This window comes from Pantoea sp. X-Soil-YNGN-775 (assembly GCF_059730575.1).
Genome location: NZ_AP035945.1, coordinates 1,587,615 through 1,604,058, shown reverse-complemented (window position 1 = coordinate 1,604,058; position 16,444 = coordinate 1,587,615). Strand labels below are relative to the sequence as shown.

Here is a 16,444-nt window from a genome sequence, read left to right as displayed (position 1 = left end):
CGCTGTCGATCCCATTTGGGGAAGCGATCAGGCCGAAAAAAAAGCCGGATTGTGAGATTGTTGCGGCAAGTCTCGCAATGTGTTGTTAACAATCCTGATTATCGCCTTTCCGGCGGGGGCAAAACATGGCATTGCCACATTTTTCAGGTATCATCCGCCCCTTCTTGCTGGCTGACCGCAACCGGCGGCTATGCTGTAACCTGTTCGACCTTTGACAGACTGAGACTAAAATGACGCAAACACGCGCACAGCAGGCGCTGGTTACGCTTTCTGGCATCAGTAAAGCTTTCGATGGCAAAACCATCATTGATGATTTTAATCTGACCATTCACCATGGCGAGTTTATTACTCTGCTTGGCCCGTCGGGCTGCGGCAAAACCACCATTCTGCGGCTGATTGCCGGTCTGGAAGAGGCGGATCGCGGCCGCATCCTACTGGACAATCAGGACATTACTGACACCGTGGCCGAACATCGTCACGTCAATACGGTGTTTCAGAGCTATGCGCTGTTCCCGCATATGACGGTATTTGACAATGTCGCCTTTGGTTTGCGGATGCAAAAAACGCCGGCGGCGCAAATCACTACCCGGGTTAATGAGGCGCTGGCAATGGTGCAGCTGGAAAGCTTTGCCGATCGGCGTCCCCATCAGCTGTCGGGCGGACAGCAACAGCGCGTCGCTATCGCCCGCGCGGTGGTCAACCGGCCAAAAGTTCTGCTGCTGGACGAGTCACTCTCTGCGCTGGACTACAAGCTGCGTAAGCAGATGCAGAACGAGCTGAAAGCGCTACAGCGCAAGCTGGGGATTACCTTTGTTTTCGTCACCCACGATCAGGAAGAAGCACTGACCATGTCCGATCGGATTGTGGTGATGCGCGACGGGAAAATTGTGCAGGATGGCACGCCACGTGAGATCTACGAAGAGCCTGATAATCTGTTTGTCGCCCGCTTTATCGGTGAGATCAACGTTTTTGATGCCGAAGTGATCGCCAGCGACAGCGCGCCATTAATACGCGCCAGAGTGGAAGGTCGTGAGTGTGATATCCACTGTGCTTTCCCGGTCCGGCCAGGCGATCGGCTGCACGTGATGCTGCGCCCGGAAGATTTGCGGGTGGAGGAGATTCATGGTGATAGCGCGGCTGACGGCCTGATCGGTTACGTCCGTGAGCGTAACTACAAAGGCATGACGCTGGAATCTACCGTGGAACTGGAGAACGGCAAGCTGGTAACGGTGAGCGAGTTCTTCAATGAAGACGATCCTGACTTTGACCACTCACTAAACCAGAAAATGGCGGTGAACTGGGTGCCCAGCTGGGAGGTGGTATTGCCGTATGAAGCTGATGCGTAATGGTTTCCAGAAAAGCGTCATTGCGCTGATTGTTGGCTGGCTGGCGCTGTTTGTCTTTCTGCCCAATCTGATGATTTTTATCACCAGCTTCCTGACGCGTGACGATGCGCACTTTGTCAGCGCGGTATTTATCCTTAGCAACTACACGCGCCTGCTTGATCCGCTGTATGCCGAAGTGCTGCTGCATTCGCTTAATATGGCGCTGATTGCCACCCTCTGCTGCCTGCTGCTGGGCTACCCGTTCGCCTGGTGCCTGACGATGTTACCGGCGCGACTGCGTCCGCTGATGCTGTTTCTGTTGATAGTTCCGTTCTGGACCAACTCACTGATCCGCATCTATGGGCTGAAAATATTCCTCAGTACCCGCGGCTGGCTGAATGATTTTCTGCTGTCGATCGGCCTGATCGATAAGCCGTTTCGTATTATCTATACCCCGGAAGCGGTGGTGCTCGGGCTGATCTACATTCTGCTGCCGTTTATGGTGCTGCCGCTTTACTCCAGTCTGGAGAAGCTGGATAAACCGCTGCTCGAAGCGGCGCGTGATTTGGGTGCCGGAAAAATACAGACCTTTTTCCGCATCATCCTGCCGCTCACCATGCCGGGAATTATCGCCGGATGCCTGCTGGTGTTGATCCCGGCGATGGGGCTGTTCTATGTGGCGGATTTGATGGGCGGCGCGAAAAACCTGCTGATTGGCAACGTGATCAAGAGTCAGTTCCTCAATATTCGTGACTGGCCGTTTGGTGCCGCCACCAGCATTGTGATGACGCTGTTAATGGGCCTGCTGCTGCTGATTTACTGGCGCGTTGCGCGGCTGCTGAATAACAAGGTGGATTTAGGATGATGACACGCCTGTTACGCGGCAGTTTTATGACGCTCATTTATGCCTGGTTCTATATTCCGATTGTGATTTTAATCGTGAATTCGTTCAACGCTTCCCGCTTTGGCATTAACTGGCAGGGGTTCACTACCCAGTGGTATCACCTGCTGCTGAACAACGACAGCCTGCTGCAGGCGGCGCAGCATTCGCTGATCATGGGCGTGCTGTCGGCCAGCTGTGCGACGCTGATAGGCTCGCTCACTGCGGTAGCGCTCTATCGCTATCGCTTTCGCGGCAAGCCTTTTGTCAGCGGCATGCTGTTTGTGGTGATGATGTCGCCAGATATTGTAATGGCGATTTCGCTGCTGGTGCTGTTTATGCTGCTGGGGATCTCGCTGGGATTCTGGTCGCTGCTGTTCTCCCACATCACCTTCTGTCTGCCGTTTGTGGTGATCACCGTTTATTCGCGGCTGAAAGGCTTTGACGTGCGGATGCTGGAAGCGGCAAAAGATCTGGGTGCCAGCGAGACCACGATTCTGCGCAAAATTATCCTGCCGCTGGCTATGCCAGCCGTCGCCGCCGGATGGTTGCTGAGCTTTACCCTGTCGATGGATGATGTGGTGGTCTCTTCGTTTGTGACCGGCCCCACCTTTGAAATATTACCGCTGAAAATTTACTCCATGGTAAAAGTGGGCGTTTCGCCTGAAGTGAATGCGCTCGCCACGATTCTGATGTTGCTGTCGTTGCTGCTGGTGGCGGGCAGTCAGTGGTTACTGCGTGACAAAAATAAATAACCGAGGATTGATAATGAAAAAATGGTCTCACTGGCTGGCAGCGGGCGCGCTGGCACTGGGGATGCAGTCTGCTCAGGCGGACGACGGTAAAACGCTCTACTTCTATAACTGGACCGAGTATGTCCCGCCGGGTCTGCTGGAACAGTTCACCAAAGAGACCGGCATCAAGGTGATCTACTCGACTTATGAATCCAATGAGAGCATGTACGCCAAGCTCAAAACCTGGAAAGATGGCGCTTACGATCTGGTGGTGCCCTCAACCTATTTTGTCGCCAAAATGCGCAACGAAGGCATGTTGCAGAAGATCGACAAGAGCCAGTTGAGCAACTTCAGCAATCTGGATCCGAATCTGCTGAACAAGCCGTTCGATCCGAATAACGATTACTCCATTCCCTACATCTGGGGAGCGACCGCCATTGGCGTCAACAGTGACGAGATCGACCCTAAGAGCGTCACTCGCTGGGCCGATTTGTGGAAACCGGAATATAAGCAGAGCCTGCTGCTGACCGACGATGCGCGGGAAGTGTTTCAGATGGCGCTGCGTAAGCTGGGTTACTCCGGAAACACCCGCGACCCGGCGCAGATCAAGGCTGCCTATCAGGAGCTGAAAAAGCTGATGCCCAACGTGCTGGCGTTCAACTCTGATAATCCAGGCAACCCGTATATGGAAGGCGAAGTGAATCTGGGAATGATCTGGAACGGATCGGCCTATGTGGCCCGTCAGGCGGGAACCCCACTGACGATTGTCTGGCCTGCAGAAGGCGGCATTTTCTGGATGGATAATCTGGCCATTCCCGCCAACGCGAAGAACAAAGCGGGTGCGCTGAAGCTGATCAACTTCCTGCTGCGCCCGGACGTGGCGGCAAAAGTGGCGGAAACCATCGGTTACCCGACGCCGAATCTGGCGGCGAAGAAACTGTTACCCGCCTCGGTAGCAAACGATCCGTCACTTTATCCGTCCGCTGAGATCATTCAGCACGGTGAATGGCAGGATGATGTCGGCGATGCCAGCGTGCAGTATGAGACGCTGTTCCAGCAGCTGAAAGCGGGCCGCTAAGCCAGAAAAGCCGGGCGGCCCGTCGTCACCCGGCTTATTTATACAGGCCACGCAGCAGCGTATGTACAAACTCCGGCACCACTTCACTGGCCAGACCGTAGTGCCGCTCGGCAAACTCATTGCCAACCTGACTCGGTTCCAGGTTCAGCTCAACGGTATGTGCACCCTGCAGTTTGGCTTCATGGACAAAGCCAGCTGCCGGATAGACATGGCCTGAGGTGCCGATAGCAATAAAGTAGTCGGCCTGCTCCAGCGCCTGATAGATCTGCTCCATGCCCAGCGGCATTTCACCGAACCACACCACATGCGGACGCAGCGCTGAAGGAAACTGGCAGCAGGTGCAGCGGTCATCAGGGGTAATATCCCCGGTCCACTCAATCACCTGTCCGCTGTTGACGCAGCGCACTTTCAACAGTTCACCGTGCATATGCAGTACCCGCGCATTGCCGGCACGCTCATGCAGGTTATCGATATTCTGGGTTACCAGCAGGAAGTTATCGCCTAACACCTGTTCCAGTTCGGCCAGCGCCAGATGGGCGGCATTAGGCTGAATCTCTGCCTGCTGCAACTGCTGGCGACGGGCATTGTAGAAACGTTGCACCAGCGCAGGATCGCGCTGAAAGCCTTCCGGGGTCGCAACGTCTTCGACATGATGTTCTTCCCACAAACCATCAGCGGCGCGGAAGGTGCGGATACCGGACTCGGCAGAAATGCCAGCACCGGTCAGCACCACAACATGCGGCTGTGGATGGGCGGCCAGCTCGGCCTGACGATCACGCTCGAAAATTCGCTGGCGAAAGCGCTGATGCACCTTTCTCCGGGTCTTTTTAAGGCGGGCAAGTCGTATGCGGCGACGTGGTGTACGCATAAAATCTCCTGGAGCAGCGGCTTCGGCGAGCCGCTATAAACAAATTCTGGGCTGAATTCACCCGATAATAACGGTTGCGCATGACAGTGCCATGCAGCAGAGGCCGAAAATGTGCGCGGCGCGAAGAGTGAATTCGCGCCGCGTGTCAATTACTGTCCGCTCAGTACCCGAGCCGGGTCGATGCGGCTGGCACGTCTGGCTGGATACCAGCTGGCCACCAGGCTCAGCACGATGGCGGTGATCAGCACCGAGAACACATCGATCCAGTGCAGCTCCGACGGCAGAAAGTCGATAAAGTAGATATCGCCGGCCAGCAGATGATGGCCGGTGAGCGACTCCAGCCCGCGCACCAGATGCGTCAGGTTTAGTGACACCAGCACGCCCACCACCACACCGCTGACGCTGCCGAGCAGGCCCGCCAGTAGACCGTACCAGATGAAGATGGCGCGGATCAGGCGATCTTTGGCACCGAGCGTCCGGAGCACCGCAATGTCGCTGCTTTTGTCTTTGACCGCCATCACCAGGGTGGAAACGATATTGAAGCAGGCGACGCCAATCACCAGCACCATTGCCAGATACATAATGGCGCGAATCATCTGAATGTCGCGGTACATGTAGCCGTAGGTGCCGATCCAGCTTTTGATATAGACGTAGGAACGAGTCGCTTCACCGGCGTCACGCACCAGCTTAACCGCCTGGAACGGATCGTTCATTTTCAACGCAATGCCGCTAACGCTGTTGCCCATATCAAGATACTGTTGCGCATCGGCCAGCGGCACCAGCGCCAGGCTGTGATCGAGCATGCCACTCAGCTGCAGGATACCACTGACCTGAAGCCGGATGCGCTTCGGTTGCAGCAGTTTGTTATCGCCATCGTTATTCGGGATCATGATGGTGATCCAGTCACCCTGTTTGACCTTGAGCGTAGTGGCAATGCCGCCGCCGAGGATGATCTGCTGCTTACCGGCGGCAAACGTCGACCAGCCGTTGTTGGCGACAAACTGCGGCAGTGCGCTCAGACGCGGCTCCTGCACCGGGTCCACCCCTTTAACCTGCAGCGCTTCCAGTCGCGCACCGCTTTCAATCAGTCCGGTGAAATTGACATACGGGGCCGCCGCCGCAATGCCGGGCACCTTTTCAATCGGCGCAATCATTGATTGCCAGCGCTGAAACGGCTGATTGACCGCTTCAATCTCACCGTGCGGGACCACGGCCAGAATGCGGTTATTCAGCTCACGCTCAAACCCGTTCATCGCGCTCAGGCCAATGATTAATACCGCCACACCCAGCGCAATACCGATGGTTGAGATCACCGAAATCAGCGATACCATGCCGCCACGGCGGCGACCACGGCTAAAGCGCAGGCCTAACAGCAGCGATAACGATGATCCCATTACTCTGCTCCTGCCATGGTCAGCTGTTCGCTTAACTGACCATCACGCATCTCCATCTGGCGCGACATCCGTTTCGCCAGCTGCAGATCGTGGGTCACCACCAGGAACGCGGTGCCCTGACGCACGTTGAGTTCGCCCAGCAGGGCAAAAATGGCATCGGCATTGCGCGCATCAAGGTTACCGGTGGGCTCATCGGCCATCACCAGGCGAGGACGGTTGACCAGCGCCCGGGCAATCGCCACGCGCTGACGCTCGCCGCCCGACAGTTCTGACGGCCGGTGTGTGGCGCGATGATCCAGCCCGACGGCGGCCAGCATCTCGCGGGCACGGTCCTGCGCTTCAGCTTTGGCGACTTTGCCAATCAGCAGCGGCATCGCCACGTTCTCCAGCGCACTAAAATCGGGCAGCAGATGGTGGAACTGATAGATAAAGCCCAGCTCGCGGTTGCGCAGATCTGCTTTAGCGGAGGAGGACATGGCGTTCAGCGACTGACCATCAAAGATCACGTCACCCGAGGTCGGGGCATCCAGACCGCCCAGCAGGTGCAACAGGGTACTTTTACCCGATCCGGAACTGCCGACAATCGCCGTCAGTTCGCCAGGCTGCAGGCTGAAAGCCACATTGCGCAGCACATCGGTCTGCACGCTGCCTTCCTGATAGCGTTTGCACAGGTCGCGACACTGCAACAAAGGAGAGTTACTCATAACGTAAAGCCTCAGCGGGTTGAACGGCGGCAGCGCGCCACGAAGGATAGAGCGTAGAAAGCAGCGCCACTACCATCGCGCTCAGGGCGATGGTCACCACTTGCCACAGATTAATGTCGACCGGCAGCGCTGCGCCATCGAGGAACAGGCCGATCACCGGCATCAGGTTATTCAGCTGGCTGGCCAGCAGCACGCCCAGCAGCGTACCGAGTAAGGTGCCGATAATGCCGGCGCTGGCGCCCTGTACCATGAACACCGCGACGATTTGCCGGCGCGTCAGCCCCTGGGTTTGCAGAATCGCGACTTCGCCCTGCTTCTCCATAATCAGCAGGCCCAACGAGGTAATGATGTTAAAGGCGGCGACCGCAATGATCAGGCTCAGCAGCAGCCCCATCATGTTTTTCTCCATCCGCACCGCCTGGAACAGATCGCCCTTGCGCTCGCGCCAGTCTTTCCACACCAGCCCGGCCGGCAGAGTTTGCTGACTGAGACTATCAACCTCCAGCGGCTTATCCAGCCATAAGCGCCAGCCGGTAATATTGCCGGCCGGATAGCGCATCACGCGCGACGCATCCTGTTGATTGACCAGAATCTGGTAGCCATCGACTTCGCTGTTGGCGGCATAGGTGCCCGCCACGGTGAACAGACGCTGACTCGGGACCCGCCCCATCGGGGTAAACTGGCTGACCGACGGCACCATCAGACGCAGCCGATCGCCGCGCTTCACGCCGAGCTGTGATGCCAGCTGTTCGCCGAGGATCACATTATACTGGCCGGGTTGCAGCACGCTCTGTTGGGTATTGACCAGGAAAGGCGTCAGCGGATCTTTTTCATCCGGCTGAATACCGAGCATCACGCCAACCGAGACGCTGTGCGGACTTTGCAGCACCACGTTAGCGGTGGTCAGCGGCGCAATGCGGCTGACGCCCTGCAGCGCCAGGCTGGAAGCGGGTTGCTGTTGCGGGTTGAGACTGCCTTTGTCGCTGGTAATCAGCGCCTGCGGCATCAGCCCAAGAATATTGCCTTCAAGTTCACGTTCGAAGCCGTTCATGACTGACAGAACCGTCACCATCGCCAGCACGCCGAGCGTAATGCCAATAGTAGAAAGCCAGGAGACAAAGCGACCGAAGCGATCCGATGCGCGTCCGCGCATGTAACGCAGACCGATAAATAGCGCGACAGGTTGATACATGGAATCCAGTAAGCCGTTGCCTGAAAATAGGTAGGGGGATGATAAAGGAGCCGCTGCCTTTATGAAACCTCTAACCCTCTGAGTCGGCTGCAAAGTTGAATCCGAATAGGTCACTGCGAGCCACAAAGCGCAGGTATAGCGCCTAAAGCGGCCGGTTATTGGCGGATTATTCCGCACTCATCGCGCTAGACTACAATCAGTAAGACGATAAAGCGTGACGTTATCGCACAGCGGTAGAGGTAGCGACCATGTTTAAATTTCCCAAAGGCAGCATCGTAAAACATAAATCCGGGGAGATCAGAGGCGAAGTCATCAACGTCTTTGCGCAGGGAGACGCGGCAGCCGGCTACTACGTAAAATGGGATGATGGCAACCATAGCTATCATTCTGAGCAGGATTTAACCTGGGCGAACATTGACCGCCCGCGCATGTATTACACACAGCAATCCATAAAATAAGTCTTCCCCTGTCCGGGTATTTACCCCCGTCGCCACTGCGCGACGGGGGTTTTCCCGTTGCCTCTCTTCTTCCGGCCGTTACCGCTGGCCAGCCAGCAGCAGGAAAATTGTGCCGCAGAGGTGATCGCCATGACGTAATATGGAATGATTACGTCCTGGTAAAAATGGAGCAACCCCGAGATCCCATGTCCGAACAGACTCGCTATACCCTGCCCGTTAAATCCGGCGATCACCGTCAGCTCGGCCAGCTCATTGGCGCTGCGCACGCGGTGGAGTGTGCCAGCATTACCGAGCGACATGCCGGTCCGGTGTTAATGATTACGCCCGATACCCAAACCGCCCTGCGTCTGCTGGACGAAATCCGCCAGTTTACCGACCTGCCGGTGGCGCATCTCGCCGACTGGGAGACGCTGCCCTACGACAGCTTTTCACCGCATCAGGATATTATCTCCGCCCGTCTGTCGACGCTTTATCAGCTGCCGGTGATGCAGCGCGGCATGCTGATTATGCCGGTCAATACCCTGATGCAGCGCGTCTGCCCGCACAGCTTCCTGCACGGCCATGCGCTGGTGATGAAGCAGGGACAGAAACTATCGCGCGATCGCCTGCGCGATCAGCTGGAGCAGGCGGGTTACCGCCATGTCGATCAGGTGATGGAGCACGGCGAATACGCCACGCGCGGCGCGCTGCTCGACCTGTTCCCGATGGGCAGCGACCAGCCCTATCGCATCGACTTTTTTGATGACGAGATCGACAGCCTGCGCCTGTTCGATGTCGACAGCCAGCGTACGCTGGAAGCGGTCGCGGAAATCAACCTGCTGCCCGCGCATGAGTTCCCCAGCGACAAAGCGGCAATTGAACTGTTCCGCAGCCGCTGGCGCGAAATTTTTGATGTGCGCCGCGAGTCGGAGCATGTCTATCAGCAGGTCAGCAAAGGCACCCTGCCCGCCGGTATCGAATACTGGCAGCCGCTATTTTTTGAGCAGCCGTTACCCAGCCTGTTCAGCTATCTGCCTGACAATACACTGATTGTTAACTGTGGCGATCTGGAAGGCAGCGCGACCCGCTTCTGGCAGGACGCGGAAGCTCGCTATGAGAACCGGCGGGTTGATCCGATGCGTCCGCTGCTGGAACCCACCAACCTGTGGTTACGCCCTGATGCGTTAATGGGCGAGCTGAAAAGCTGGCCGCGAATCCAGATGACCAATGAGCAGTTGCCCGCTAAAGCCGCCAACACCAATCTGGGTTATCAGCCGCTGCCCGACCTGACGGTGCAGGCGCAGGCTAAAGCGCCGCTGGATCATCTGCGTCAGTTCATCGAAACCTTCAGCGGTGCGGTGGTTTTCTCGGTCGAAAGTGAAGGCCGTCGTGAAAGCCTGCAGGAGCTGCTGGCGCGGATTAAACTCCGTCCTCAGCCGGTAAAACGCTTCGATCAGACCGGCGAAGAGCGTTTCAGCCTGATGATCGGCGCCAGCGAGCGCGGTTTTATCGATACGCTGGGTAACCGGGCGCTGATTTGTGAGAGCGATCTGCTGGGCGAACGCGTCAGTCGTCGTCGACAGGATACCCGCCGCACCATCAACCCGGACATCCTGATTCGCAACCTGGCCGAGCTGCACCCTGGCCAGCCGGTGGTGCATCTTGAGCACGGTGTGGGTCGCTATATCGGCCTGACCACGCTGGAAGCGGGCGGCATCCAGGCTGAATACCTGATGCTCTCCTACGCTAACGACGCCAAACTGTATGTGCCGGTCTCCTCGCTGCACCTGATCAGCCGCTACGCCGGCGGTGCCGACGATAATGCTCCGCTGCATAAGCTTGGCAGCGATGCCTGGTCACGCGCCCGACAGAAAGCGGCAGAAAAAGTTCGTGACGTGGCGGCAGAACTGCTGGATATCTACGCCCAGCGAGCCGCTAAAACCGGCTTCGCCTTTAAGCACAACCGTGAGCAGTATCAGTTGTTCTGTGAAAGCTTCCCGTTTGAGACCACGCCCGATCAGGCGCAGGCAATCAATGCGGTGCTCAGTGATATGTGTGAACCGCTGGCGATGGACCGTCTGGTGTGCGGTGACGTGGGCTTTGGTAAAACCGAAGTGGCCATGCGCGCCGCGTTTCTGGCGGTGGAAAACAACAAGCAGGTGGCGGTGCTGGTGCCGACCACCCTGCTGGCACAGCAGCACTACGATAATTTCCGCGATCGCTTCGCTAACTGGCCGGTGCGGATTGAAATGCTGTCACGCTTCCGCACGGCAAAAGAGCAGGCGCAGGTGCTGGAGCAGGCCAGCGAGGGCAAGATCGATATCCTGATCGGCACTCACAAGCTGCTGATGAGCGATCTCAAATGGCGCGATCTCGGCCTGCTGATCGTTGATGAAGAGCACCGCTTCGGCGTGCGTCACAAAGAGCGGATTAAAGCGATGCGGGCCGATGTGGATATCCTCACCCTGACCGCGACGCCGATTCCGCGCACCCTGAATATGGCGATGAGCGGCATGCGCGATCTGTCGATCATTGCCACCCCGCCGGCTCGTCGTCTGGCGGTCAAAACCTTTGTGCGTGAATTTGACGACCTGGTGATCCGGGAAGCGATTCTGCGTGAGATTTTACGCGGTGGTCAGGTCTACTACCTCTACAACGACGTGGAGAATATCGAGAAAGCGGCTCAGCGTTTAACCGACCTGGTGCCGGAGGCGCGCGTCGCCATCGGCCATGGACAGATGCGTGAACGCGACCTGGAACGGGTGATGAACGATTTCCATCATCAGCGGTTTAATGTGCTGGTCTGTACCACCATCATCGAAACCGGCATCGATATTCCGACCGCCAACACCATCATTATTGAACGTGCGGACCACTTTGGTCTGGCGCAGCTGCATCAGTTGCGTGGCCGCGTTGGCCGCTCGCATCATCAGGCTTACGCCTGGCTGCTGACCCCGCATCCTAAAGCGATGACCGCCGATGCCCAAAAGCGTCTCGAAGCGATCGCCTCGCTGGAAGATCTGGGCGCCGGTTTTGCTCTGGCCACCCACGATCTGGAGATCCGCGGTGCCGGTGAACTGTTGGGTGAAGAACAGAGCGGCCAGATGGAGACGCTTGGCTTCTCGCTCTATATGGAGCTGCTGGAAAATGCGGTGGATGCGCTGAAAGAAGGTCGTGAGCCGTCGCTGGAAGATCTCACCAGCAACCAGACCGAAGTAGAGCTGCGGATGCCAGCGCTGTTGCCGGAAGAGTTTATTCCGGATGTCAGTACCCGTCTGTCACTGTATAAACGCATCGCCAGCGCAGAGAGCGAAGAAGAGCTGCAGGAGCTGAAGGTTGAGATGATCGACCGCTTTGGCCTGTTGCCCGATCCGGCGCGTAACCTGCTGGACGTGGCAATTTTGCGGCTTAAGGCCCGCGCCGTGGGCGTACGAAAAATCGAAGCCAGCGACAAAGGCGGCTATTTCGACTTTGCTCCCAACAACAGCGTTGATCCAGCCTGGCTGATTAGCCTGCTGCAGAAAGATCCTAAGCAGTGGAAGCTGGAAGGTCCGACGCGTCTGCGCTTTAACCGTGAACTGTCAGAAAGAAAAGTTCGCATGGAGTGGGTGCAGGGATTCGTGTCACAGCTGGCGGAAAACCGCGCGTAGTCCCCTTTCCTGCCGCCTTCGGTCGATGGCGGAACGCAATAACAAAAGGCGCATCCTGAGATGCGCCTTTTTCTTTACGTCGGTGCTGTGTGGCCGCTAACGCGGCAAAAGACTTTGCCCAATTACGCCTGGTCGCTGTTAAGAATCAGCTGACCATTGCGATCCAGTGGAATACGTGTGCCAGGGTCATTTTCCATGCGGATTTTGCCCTGCTGGTCGCCTATTTTATAGGTCACGTCATATCCCAGCATTTTCTCTTGTTTATCGTAGACCGTTTTGCAGCGCTGTTCCGTGGTGGTGTAGGTGTCACGGTTCTGCATACCTGCCTGGACCTGATTGCCGGCATAACCGCCTGCCACTGCACCCGCCACGGTAGCGACATCTTTACCACGGCCGCCACCAAACTGGTGACCTAACACTCCACCCGCCACTGCACCTAATACAGAGCCAGCAATACGGTTTTCATCCTGTACCGCACGACGGTGCGTCAGCGTAACATTACGACATTCCTGACGTGGCTGTTTGATGCTCTCTTTAATCGGCGTTGCAGCCAGCACCTGAGCGTATTGTGGACCGCGATCAAACACATTCATGCCTGCCACGGCGGCAACACCTAACGCAGCTGCCACACCAATACCGATACCCGCTAACATTGATTTATTCACAGGAAGTTCCTCCTGAAAAGTGTTACCGCGCATTCCTGCCGCTGAAGCATCCTGTTCAACTGAGGCAGATCGGCGTGCGCGACTCGCCGTGTTTGTTGGGATGAAGTTTTACAGATGGACCGAAATTGCAACATCAGATAAATGGAGGAAAACGGTCACTTAGGCAACAGGACCAGTTTTTAGGAGAGTTCTGAGGCGGAAAAAGCAGCAGTGAAATGACCCGACGTGGCGGGATGAGAAGTGCAGGATACATCTGCTGCGCGATGTACTCCCCCGCCGTCCCGCCTGATGCCCCCGTCAGTGCAGGATTACCCGACGCGTATGACGTCACCGCGCCCACTACCGCGTGCGCAATCAGGTTTGCCTGAACGTTCACCACCTCTTTGCCGTCCGGGCCTTTCGTGGTCGTCAGCTTGTGTATCTGCTCCGCCAGATAAGGTGCGGCCCCTGCTGCTGTTGGTGCTGTCGGTGCGCTCGCTGTTCTGCGCTGAAAGCAGGCTGATGTCGTTTTTCGCCGTCAGGTCGAGGCCGTGCCCCCCTCCCTGCCTGCAACTGGCTGCCCTGCACGAGGATGTCGTCCACGCTGCCCGGCTCCGCGCCGGTGGGTGGCGGTGATGATAAAGTTAATTGAGTTGCTGCGATTATCAGGTAACTGACTAGTAATAAAGTAAAAATCTCGGTCGGAGGGCTAGTTTTTTACTTAATTCATTAAGATTTATTGTAATGTTCTGGGAGTTTGTATACTTCAGGTATTTCAGGCCAAGTGTTCTGCTGATTTATCATTATCACGTCATCTACAATATCCTGATAAAGATTTGACATATTTAACGATGCCATTCTCACTCGTGTTAATGCGCATCTAATAGCTATTTTATCTTTAGCTTTTATTGTTTTTTCAAGCAATTCCGTTGCATTAATAAAATCGGCAACATAGTCTTCATATTTTTCAACAACCTCCGATTCAATATTGATGTCGGATTCTATTTTTTGATCAACTACGACATTGAGCAGGCTGTATTTAAGTTTATTCAAAGATGACATCATTTTATTTTTCGACCTTCAGCTTCAGCTTGTTGAGTTTTTCTTTCATTTATAGAACCATCCAAATTCAGAACAGCCCTGAAGTTTCCTCGTTTATCAAAAAGTTCGATATGATCCTTGTGTAAACCATGCAGATAAAATTGATCGCCTTTTTTAATATAATCACCAATTTTGTCCGTAGCCTTATAGATGCTTTGCCCCTGATACTGCTGATTAGTTTTTTGAGTATTATCCTTAACTATATGTTGCCTTCGAACTGGCTGCCGATGCTGCCGCCGGTGCTCATGCCCGCGCTCTGGTGCTCGGTTTTATAGTCCGCGTGGTTCTCAATGTTGCTGAAGCCCAGCGTGCCGGTGTCGAGACGGTTCTTATCGGCGGTGGCGGTGGAACTGATGGCCGCGCCGTTCAGCCGGGTGTGCCCGCCCGCCGTCACGTCAAAGCCGTCCTTTCCGGCAAAAATGCCGGTCTGGTCGGCCACGCTCTGCCAGTTGCTGTGCATCCTGTCCTGGCTGAGGTTCACGCTCGCGGATCCGGTCATCGAGCCGAAGGTGAAGCTGCCGCCCGCGCTGGCGTTCTGCTGCCTGCTGTCGTAGCGGTCGCTGTCCTGCTCTGAGGTCAGCGTCAGGTTGCGGCCGGTATCCACCTTCACGCTGTCCCCGCGCACCTGTGCGCCGGTCAGCGTGGTGTCGCGCCCGGCGTTCAGGCTCAGCCCGTTGCCCGCGTTGACGCTGGCTGAAACGCTGATGCCGTAGCCGCCCGACCCGGCGGTCAGGCCGATGCCATTACCGATACCGATAACGACGCTACCGCCCTTGCTGCTGTTGATGCTGTCGGTGGCGGTGGCGGTGGCGGTGGCGGTGATGATAAAGTTACTTGAGTAGCAGCCATTATCAGACAACCGACTGATAATAAACAAATAAACTAGCCGTGAAAGTAGAGTTTTCTATTAACAAAATATTATTGTTGGACTAATAGAAGACAGTACTTCAATGACATCATCACCTGTAACTATTAAGTAATGATTTATCGAATCTCCATCATGGATATTGGCGCTTTGCTCATTAAACCATGATAAATAATGAGATCCTTCTACTGTATAAATTCCTGTAATCATCTGACCGTTCAGATCATCTTGCATTTTTAGCAAGTCGCCTTCATCTGTTACACGAAAAGAGTGTATCCATTCAAAAGAAACCAGAATATTACTTTTGGCATTCCCATCAAATAAGAAAAAATTCAGCTCAAGCGCTCCAGAAAAATACTTAACATCCTTTAACTGACTATTTTTAAAGGAATAAAATCCGATATCAATACTTAAAAGTTTCTCAGTCATATGGCATCACTCATCATATCTAAAATTGACTCTATTCTTACCCAAGCTGCCGCCCTTGCTGCTGGTGCTGTCGGTGCGATCGCTGTTCTGCGCTGAAAGTAGGCTGCCCACAACTGATAGAACAATTAATTGGATTCCCATCATTCTCTTTATATTTTTTAAACTATTAATCCATTCATCAACAGCCTTTAATCAATTTAAGTCTATTAAATTCAAGCAATCGCAATCATTAATCTATATACTATTAATTGCTGGCAACTGTGCTAAAACCGCACTAACAACGCCTCTACTAAAAATAGCCTTTCGAACTGTCTTACCGTAATCAGGACTATATATAAGATATTCTTCATCGTTATCTTTCGGGTAATAAAAAAGATAAAAACCTGCATCAACAACCTCTAAGGGGCTTAAAAAAACCCCTATTTTTTCCATATCTGGAAGTTCAAAGTCATCCGGATCGCTATCAATTATCATTCCATGTGAATGCGCTAAGGTTGCAAATAACATTTCGTCATTCATTGTTAAATCCAAGCCTTTACTCAGACAATCAATTACTTCTTGATAGCTATCCTTTAAATAGCCAATAGCCATTGTCAATGTGTAATTAGAACCTTTTGATGGATATATTTCATCCTCAATAAAAAACAAGAAAATACCATGCTTCCAATATCCATCAGCTGTTTCTTCTAATAGGTGATAGAAGATAGAAAATTCGTAAGGCTTTCCATAAATCATCATTTACCCTTTAACTGTTTAATTTCTTTGTTGAAGGAACCAAGTTCTCTGTTACCTAATTTATTTTTAGTATCGCCAGTACTACCACTCCAGTGGAAGATACCTGAACCATCTTTATTCGTGTTAAAAAATCTATGTATATTTCCATTTTGATCTATAGATAATCTTATCTTCGGATCTTTAGTTGCAACTGAGTGTTCAAAGAGCTCAAAAGAGTTCCTTGGCTCAATACCTGCATCAGGTCTGAATCCTTGAGCACCCGGAGTGTGCTTAGTATTAGATTCAACTTTTAAGCCATTGCTTGCTGTGGTTGATTCAGGAATAGGTAGCCTGTTATCCCTGCCTTCAGCCAGATAAGCCAGATCATCCTTATTCTGTTCAGAAATCGGCGTAACCGTGGTATTGCCT

At 54.3% G+C, this 16,444-nt stretch carries 14 protein-coding genes and 2 pseudogenes; 6 read left to right on the top strand and 10 right to left on the bottom strand.

The genetic code is table 11. From position 1 onward, the window contains the following. The first annotated feature begins 230 nt into the window (after positions 1-230). From potA to potD, 4 genes are read left to right on the top strand one after another with little or no spacing between them, the layout of a single operon-like run. Positions 231-1,346, top strand: coding sequence for a spermidine/putrescine ABC transporter ATP-binding protein PotA (gene potA, locus AC6I8I_RS07500; RefSeq protein ID WP_312056937.1), 1,116 nt, complete (start codon positions 231-233; stop codon positions 1,344-1,346). After that, positions 1,339-2,190: a spermidine/putrescine ABC transporter permease PotB gene (potB, locus tag AC6I8I_RS07495; RefSeq protein WP_497828639.1), complete on the top strand. Its 852-nt coding sequence runs from the start codon at positions 1,339-1,341 to the stop codon at positions 2,188-2,190. Before potA ends, potB begins: the two co-directional genes overlap by 8 nt. Beyond that, positions 2,187-2,960 (top strand): spermidine/putrescine ABC transporter permease PotC, encoded by a 774-nt coding sequence (gene potC, locus AC6I8I_RS07490; protein WP_497819871.1) that lies wholly within the window; start codon positions 2,187-2,189, stop codon positions 2,958-2,960. The genes potB and potC overlap by 4 nt, the downstream gene beginning before the upstream one ends. Positions 2,961-2,973: 13 nt before the next feature. Beyond that, on the top strand, positions 2,974-4,017 hold the full coding sequence (potD, locus tag AC6I8I_RS07485; protein ID WP_312056939.1) for a spermidine/putrescine ABC transporter substrate-binding protein PotD: 1,044 nt from the start codon (positions 2,974-2,976) through the stop codon (positions 4,015-4,017). A 34-nt stretch (positions 4,018-4,051) separates the two neighbouring features. Here potD and cobB read toward each other — a convergent pair whose 3' ends face one another. From cobB to lolC, 4 genes are all read right to left on the bottom strand, one after another. After that, complete coding sequence (cobB, locus tag AC6I8I_RS07480) at positions 4,052-4,885, bottom strand: Sir2 family NAD+-dependent deacetylase (protein WP_031374476.1); 834 nt, start codon at positions 4,883-4,885, stop codon at positions 4,052-4,054. A 149-nt stretch (positions 4,886-5,034) separates the two neighbouring features. Further along, entirely contained in the window at positions 5,035-6,279 is a 1,245-nt protein-coding gene (lolE, locus tag AC6I8I_RS07475) for a lipoprotein-releasing ABC transporter permease subunit LolE (protein ID WP_312756621.1), read from the bottom strand. Then, entirely contained in the window at positions 6,279-6,983 is a 705-nt protein-coding gene (gene lolD / locus AC6I8I_RS07470; RefSeq protein ID WP_312056941.1) for a lipoprotein-releasing ABC transporter ATP-binding protein LolD, read from the bottom strand. Before lolD ends, lolE begins: the two co-directional genes overlap by 1 nt. Then, the gene (lolC, locus tag AC6I8I_RS07465) at positions 6,976-8,175 is read right to left on the bottom strand and encodes a lipoprotein-releasing ABC transporter permease subunit LolC (RefSeq protein WP_312056942.1); all 1,200 of its coding nucleotides are present in this window, start codon (positions 8,173-8,175) and stop codon (positions 6,976-6,978) included. The genes lolD and lolC overlap by 8 nt, the downstream gene beginning before the upstream one ends. 248 nt (positions 8,176-8,423) lie before the next feature. On the opposite strand from lolC, the gene AC6I8I_RS07460 reads away from it, so the two are divergent. Together AC6I8I_RS07460 and mfd are read left to right on the top strand one after the other, a co-directional pair. After that, positions 8,424-8,633, top strand: a complete 210-nt coding sequence (locus tag AC6I8I_RS07460) for a hypothetical protein (RefSeq protein ID WP_312056943.1) — start codon at positions 8,424-8,426, stop codon at positions 8,631-8,633. Positions 8,634-8,818: 185 nt separating this feature from the next. Beyond that, entirely contained in the window at positions 8,819-12,262 is a 3,444-nt protein-coding gene (gene mfd, locus AC6I8I_RS07455; protein WP_312756618.1) for a transcription-repair coupling factor, read from the top strand. A gap of 122 nt (positions 12,263-12,384) precedes the next feature. Here the strand turns inward: mfd and AC6I8I_RS07450 are convergent, their stop codons facing one another. The 6 genes and pseudogenes from AC6I8I_RS07450 to AC6I8I_RS07425 form a co-directional block, all read right to left on the bottom strand. Next, positions 12,385-12,927: a glycine zipper 2TM domain-containing protein gene (locus AC6I8I_RS07450; protein WP_312056947.1), complete on the bottom strand. Its 543-nt coding sequence runs from the start codon at positions 12,925-12,927 to the stop codon at positions 12,385-12,387. Positions 12,928-13,171: 244 nt separating this feature from the next. After that, a pseudogene (locus AC6I8I_RS07445) lies at positions 13,172-13,390 on the bottom strand (VENN motif pre-toxin domain-containing protein); the annotation flags it as partial. A 245-nt stretch (positions 13,391-13,635) separates the two neighbouring features. Beyond that, on the bottom strand, positions 13,636-13,971 hold the full coding sequence (locus AC6I8I_RS07440) for a hypothetical protein (protein ID WP_497828490.1): 336 nt from the start codon (positions 13,969-13,971) through the stop codon (positions 13,636-13,638). A 238-nt stretch (positions 13,972-14,209) separates the two neighbouring features. Beyond that, positions 14,210-14,791: pseudogene (locus AC6I8I_RS07435) on the bottom strand (hemagglutinin repeat-containing protein); the annotation flags it as partial. A gap of 123 nt (positions 14,792-14,914) precedes the next feature. Continuing rightward, on the bottom strand, positions 14,915-15,301 hold the full coding sequence (locus tag AC6I8I_RS07430; RefSeq protein WP_497828489.1) for a hypothetical protein: 387 nt from the start codon (positions 15,299-15,301) through the stop codon (positions 14,915-14,917). A gap of 234 nt (positions 15,302-15,535) precedes the next feature. Beyond that, positions 15,536-16,039 (bottom strand): immunity 42 family protein, encoded by a 504-nt coding sequence (locus AC6I8I_RS07425; RefSeq protein ID WP_497828488.1) that lies wholly within the window; start codon positions 16,037-16,039, stop codon positions 15,536-15,538. Positions 16,040-16,444 lie beyond the last annotated feature (405 nt).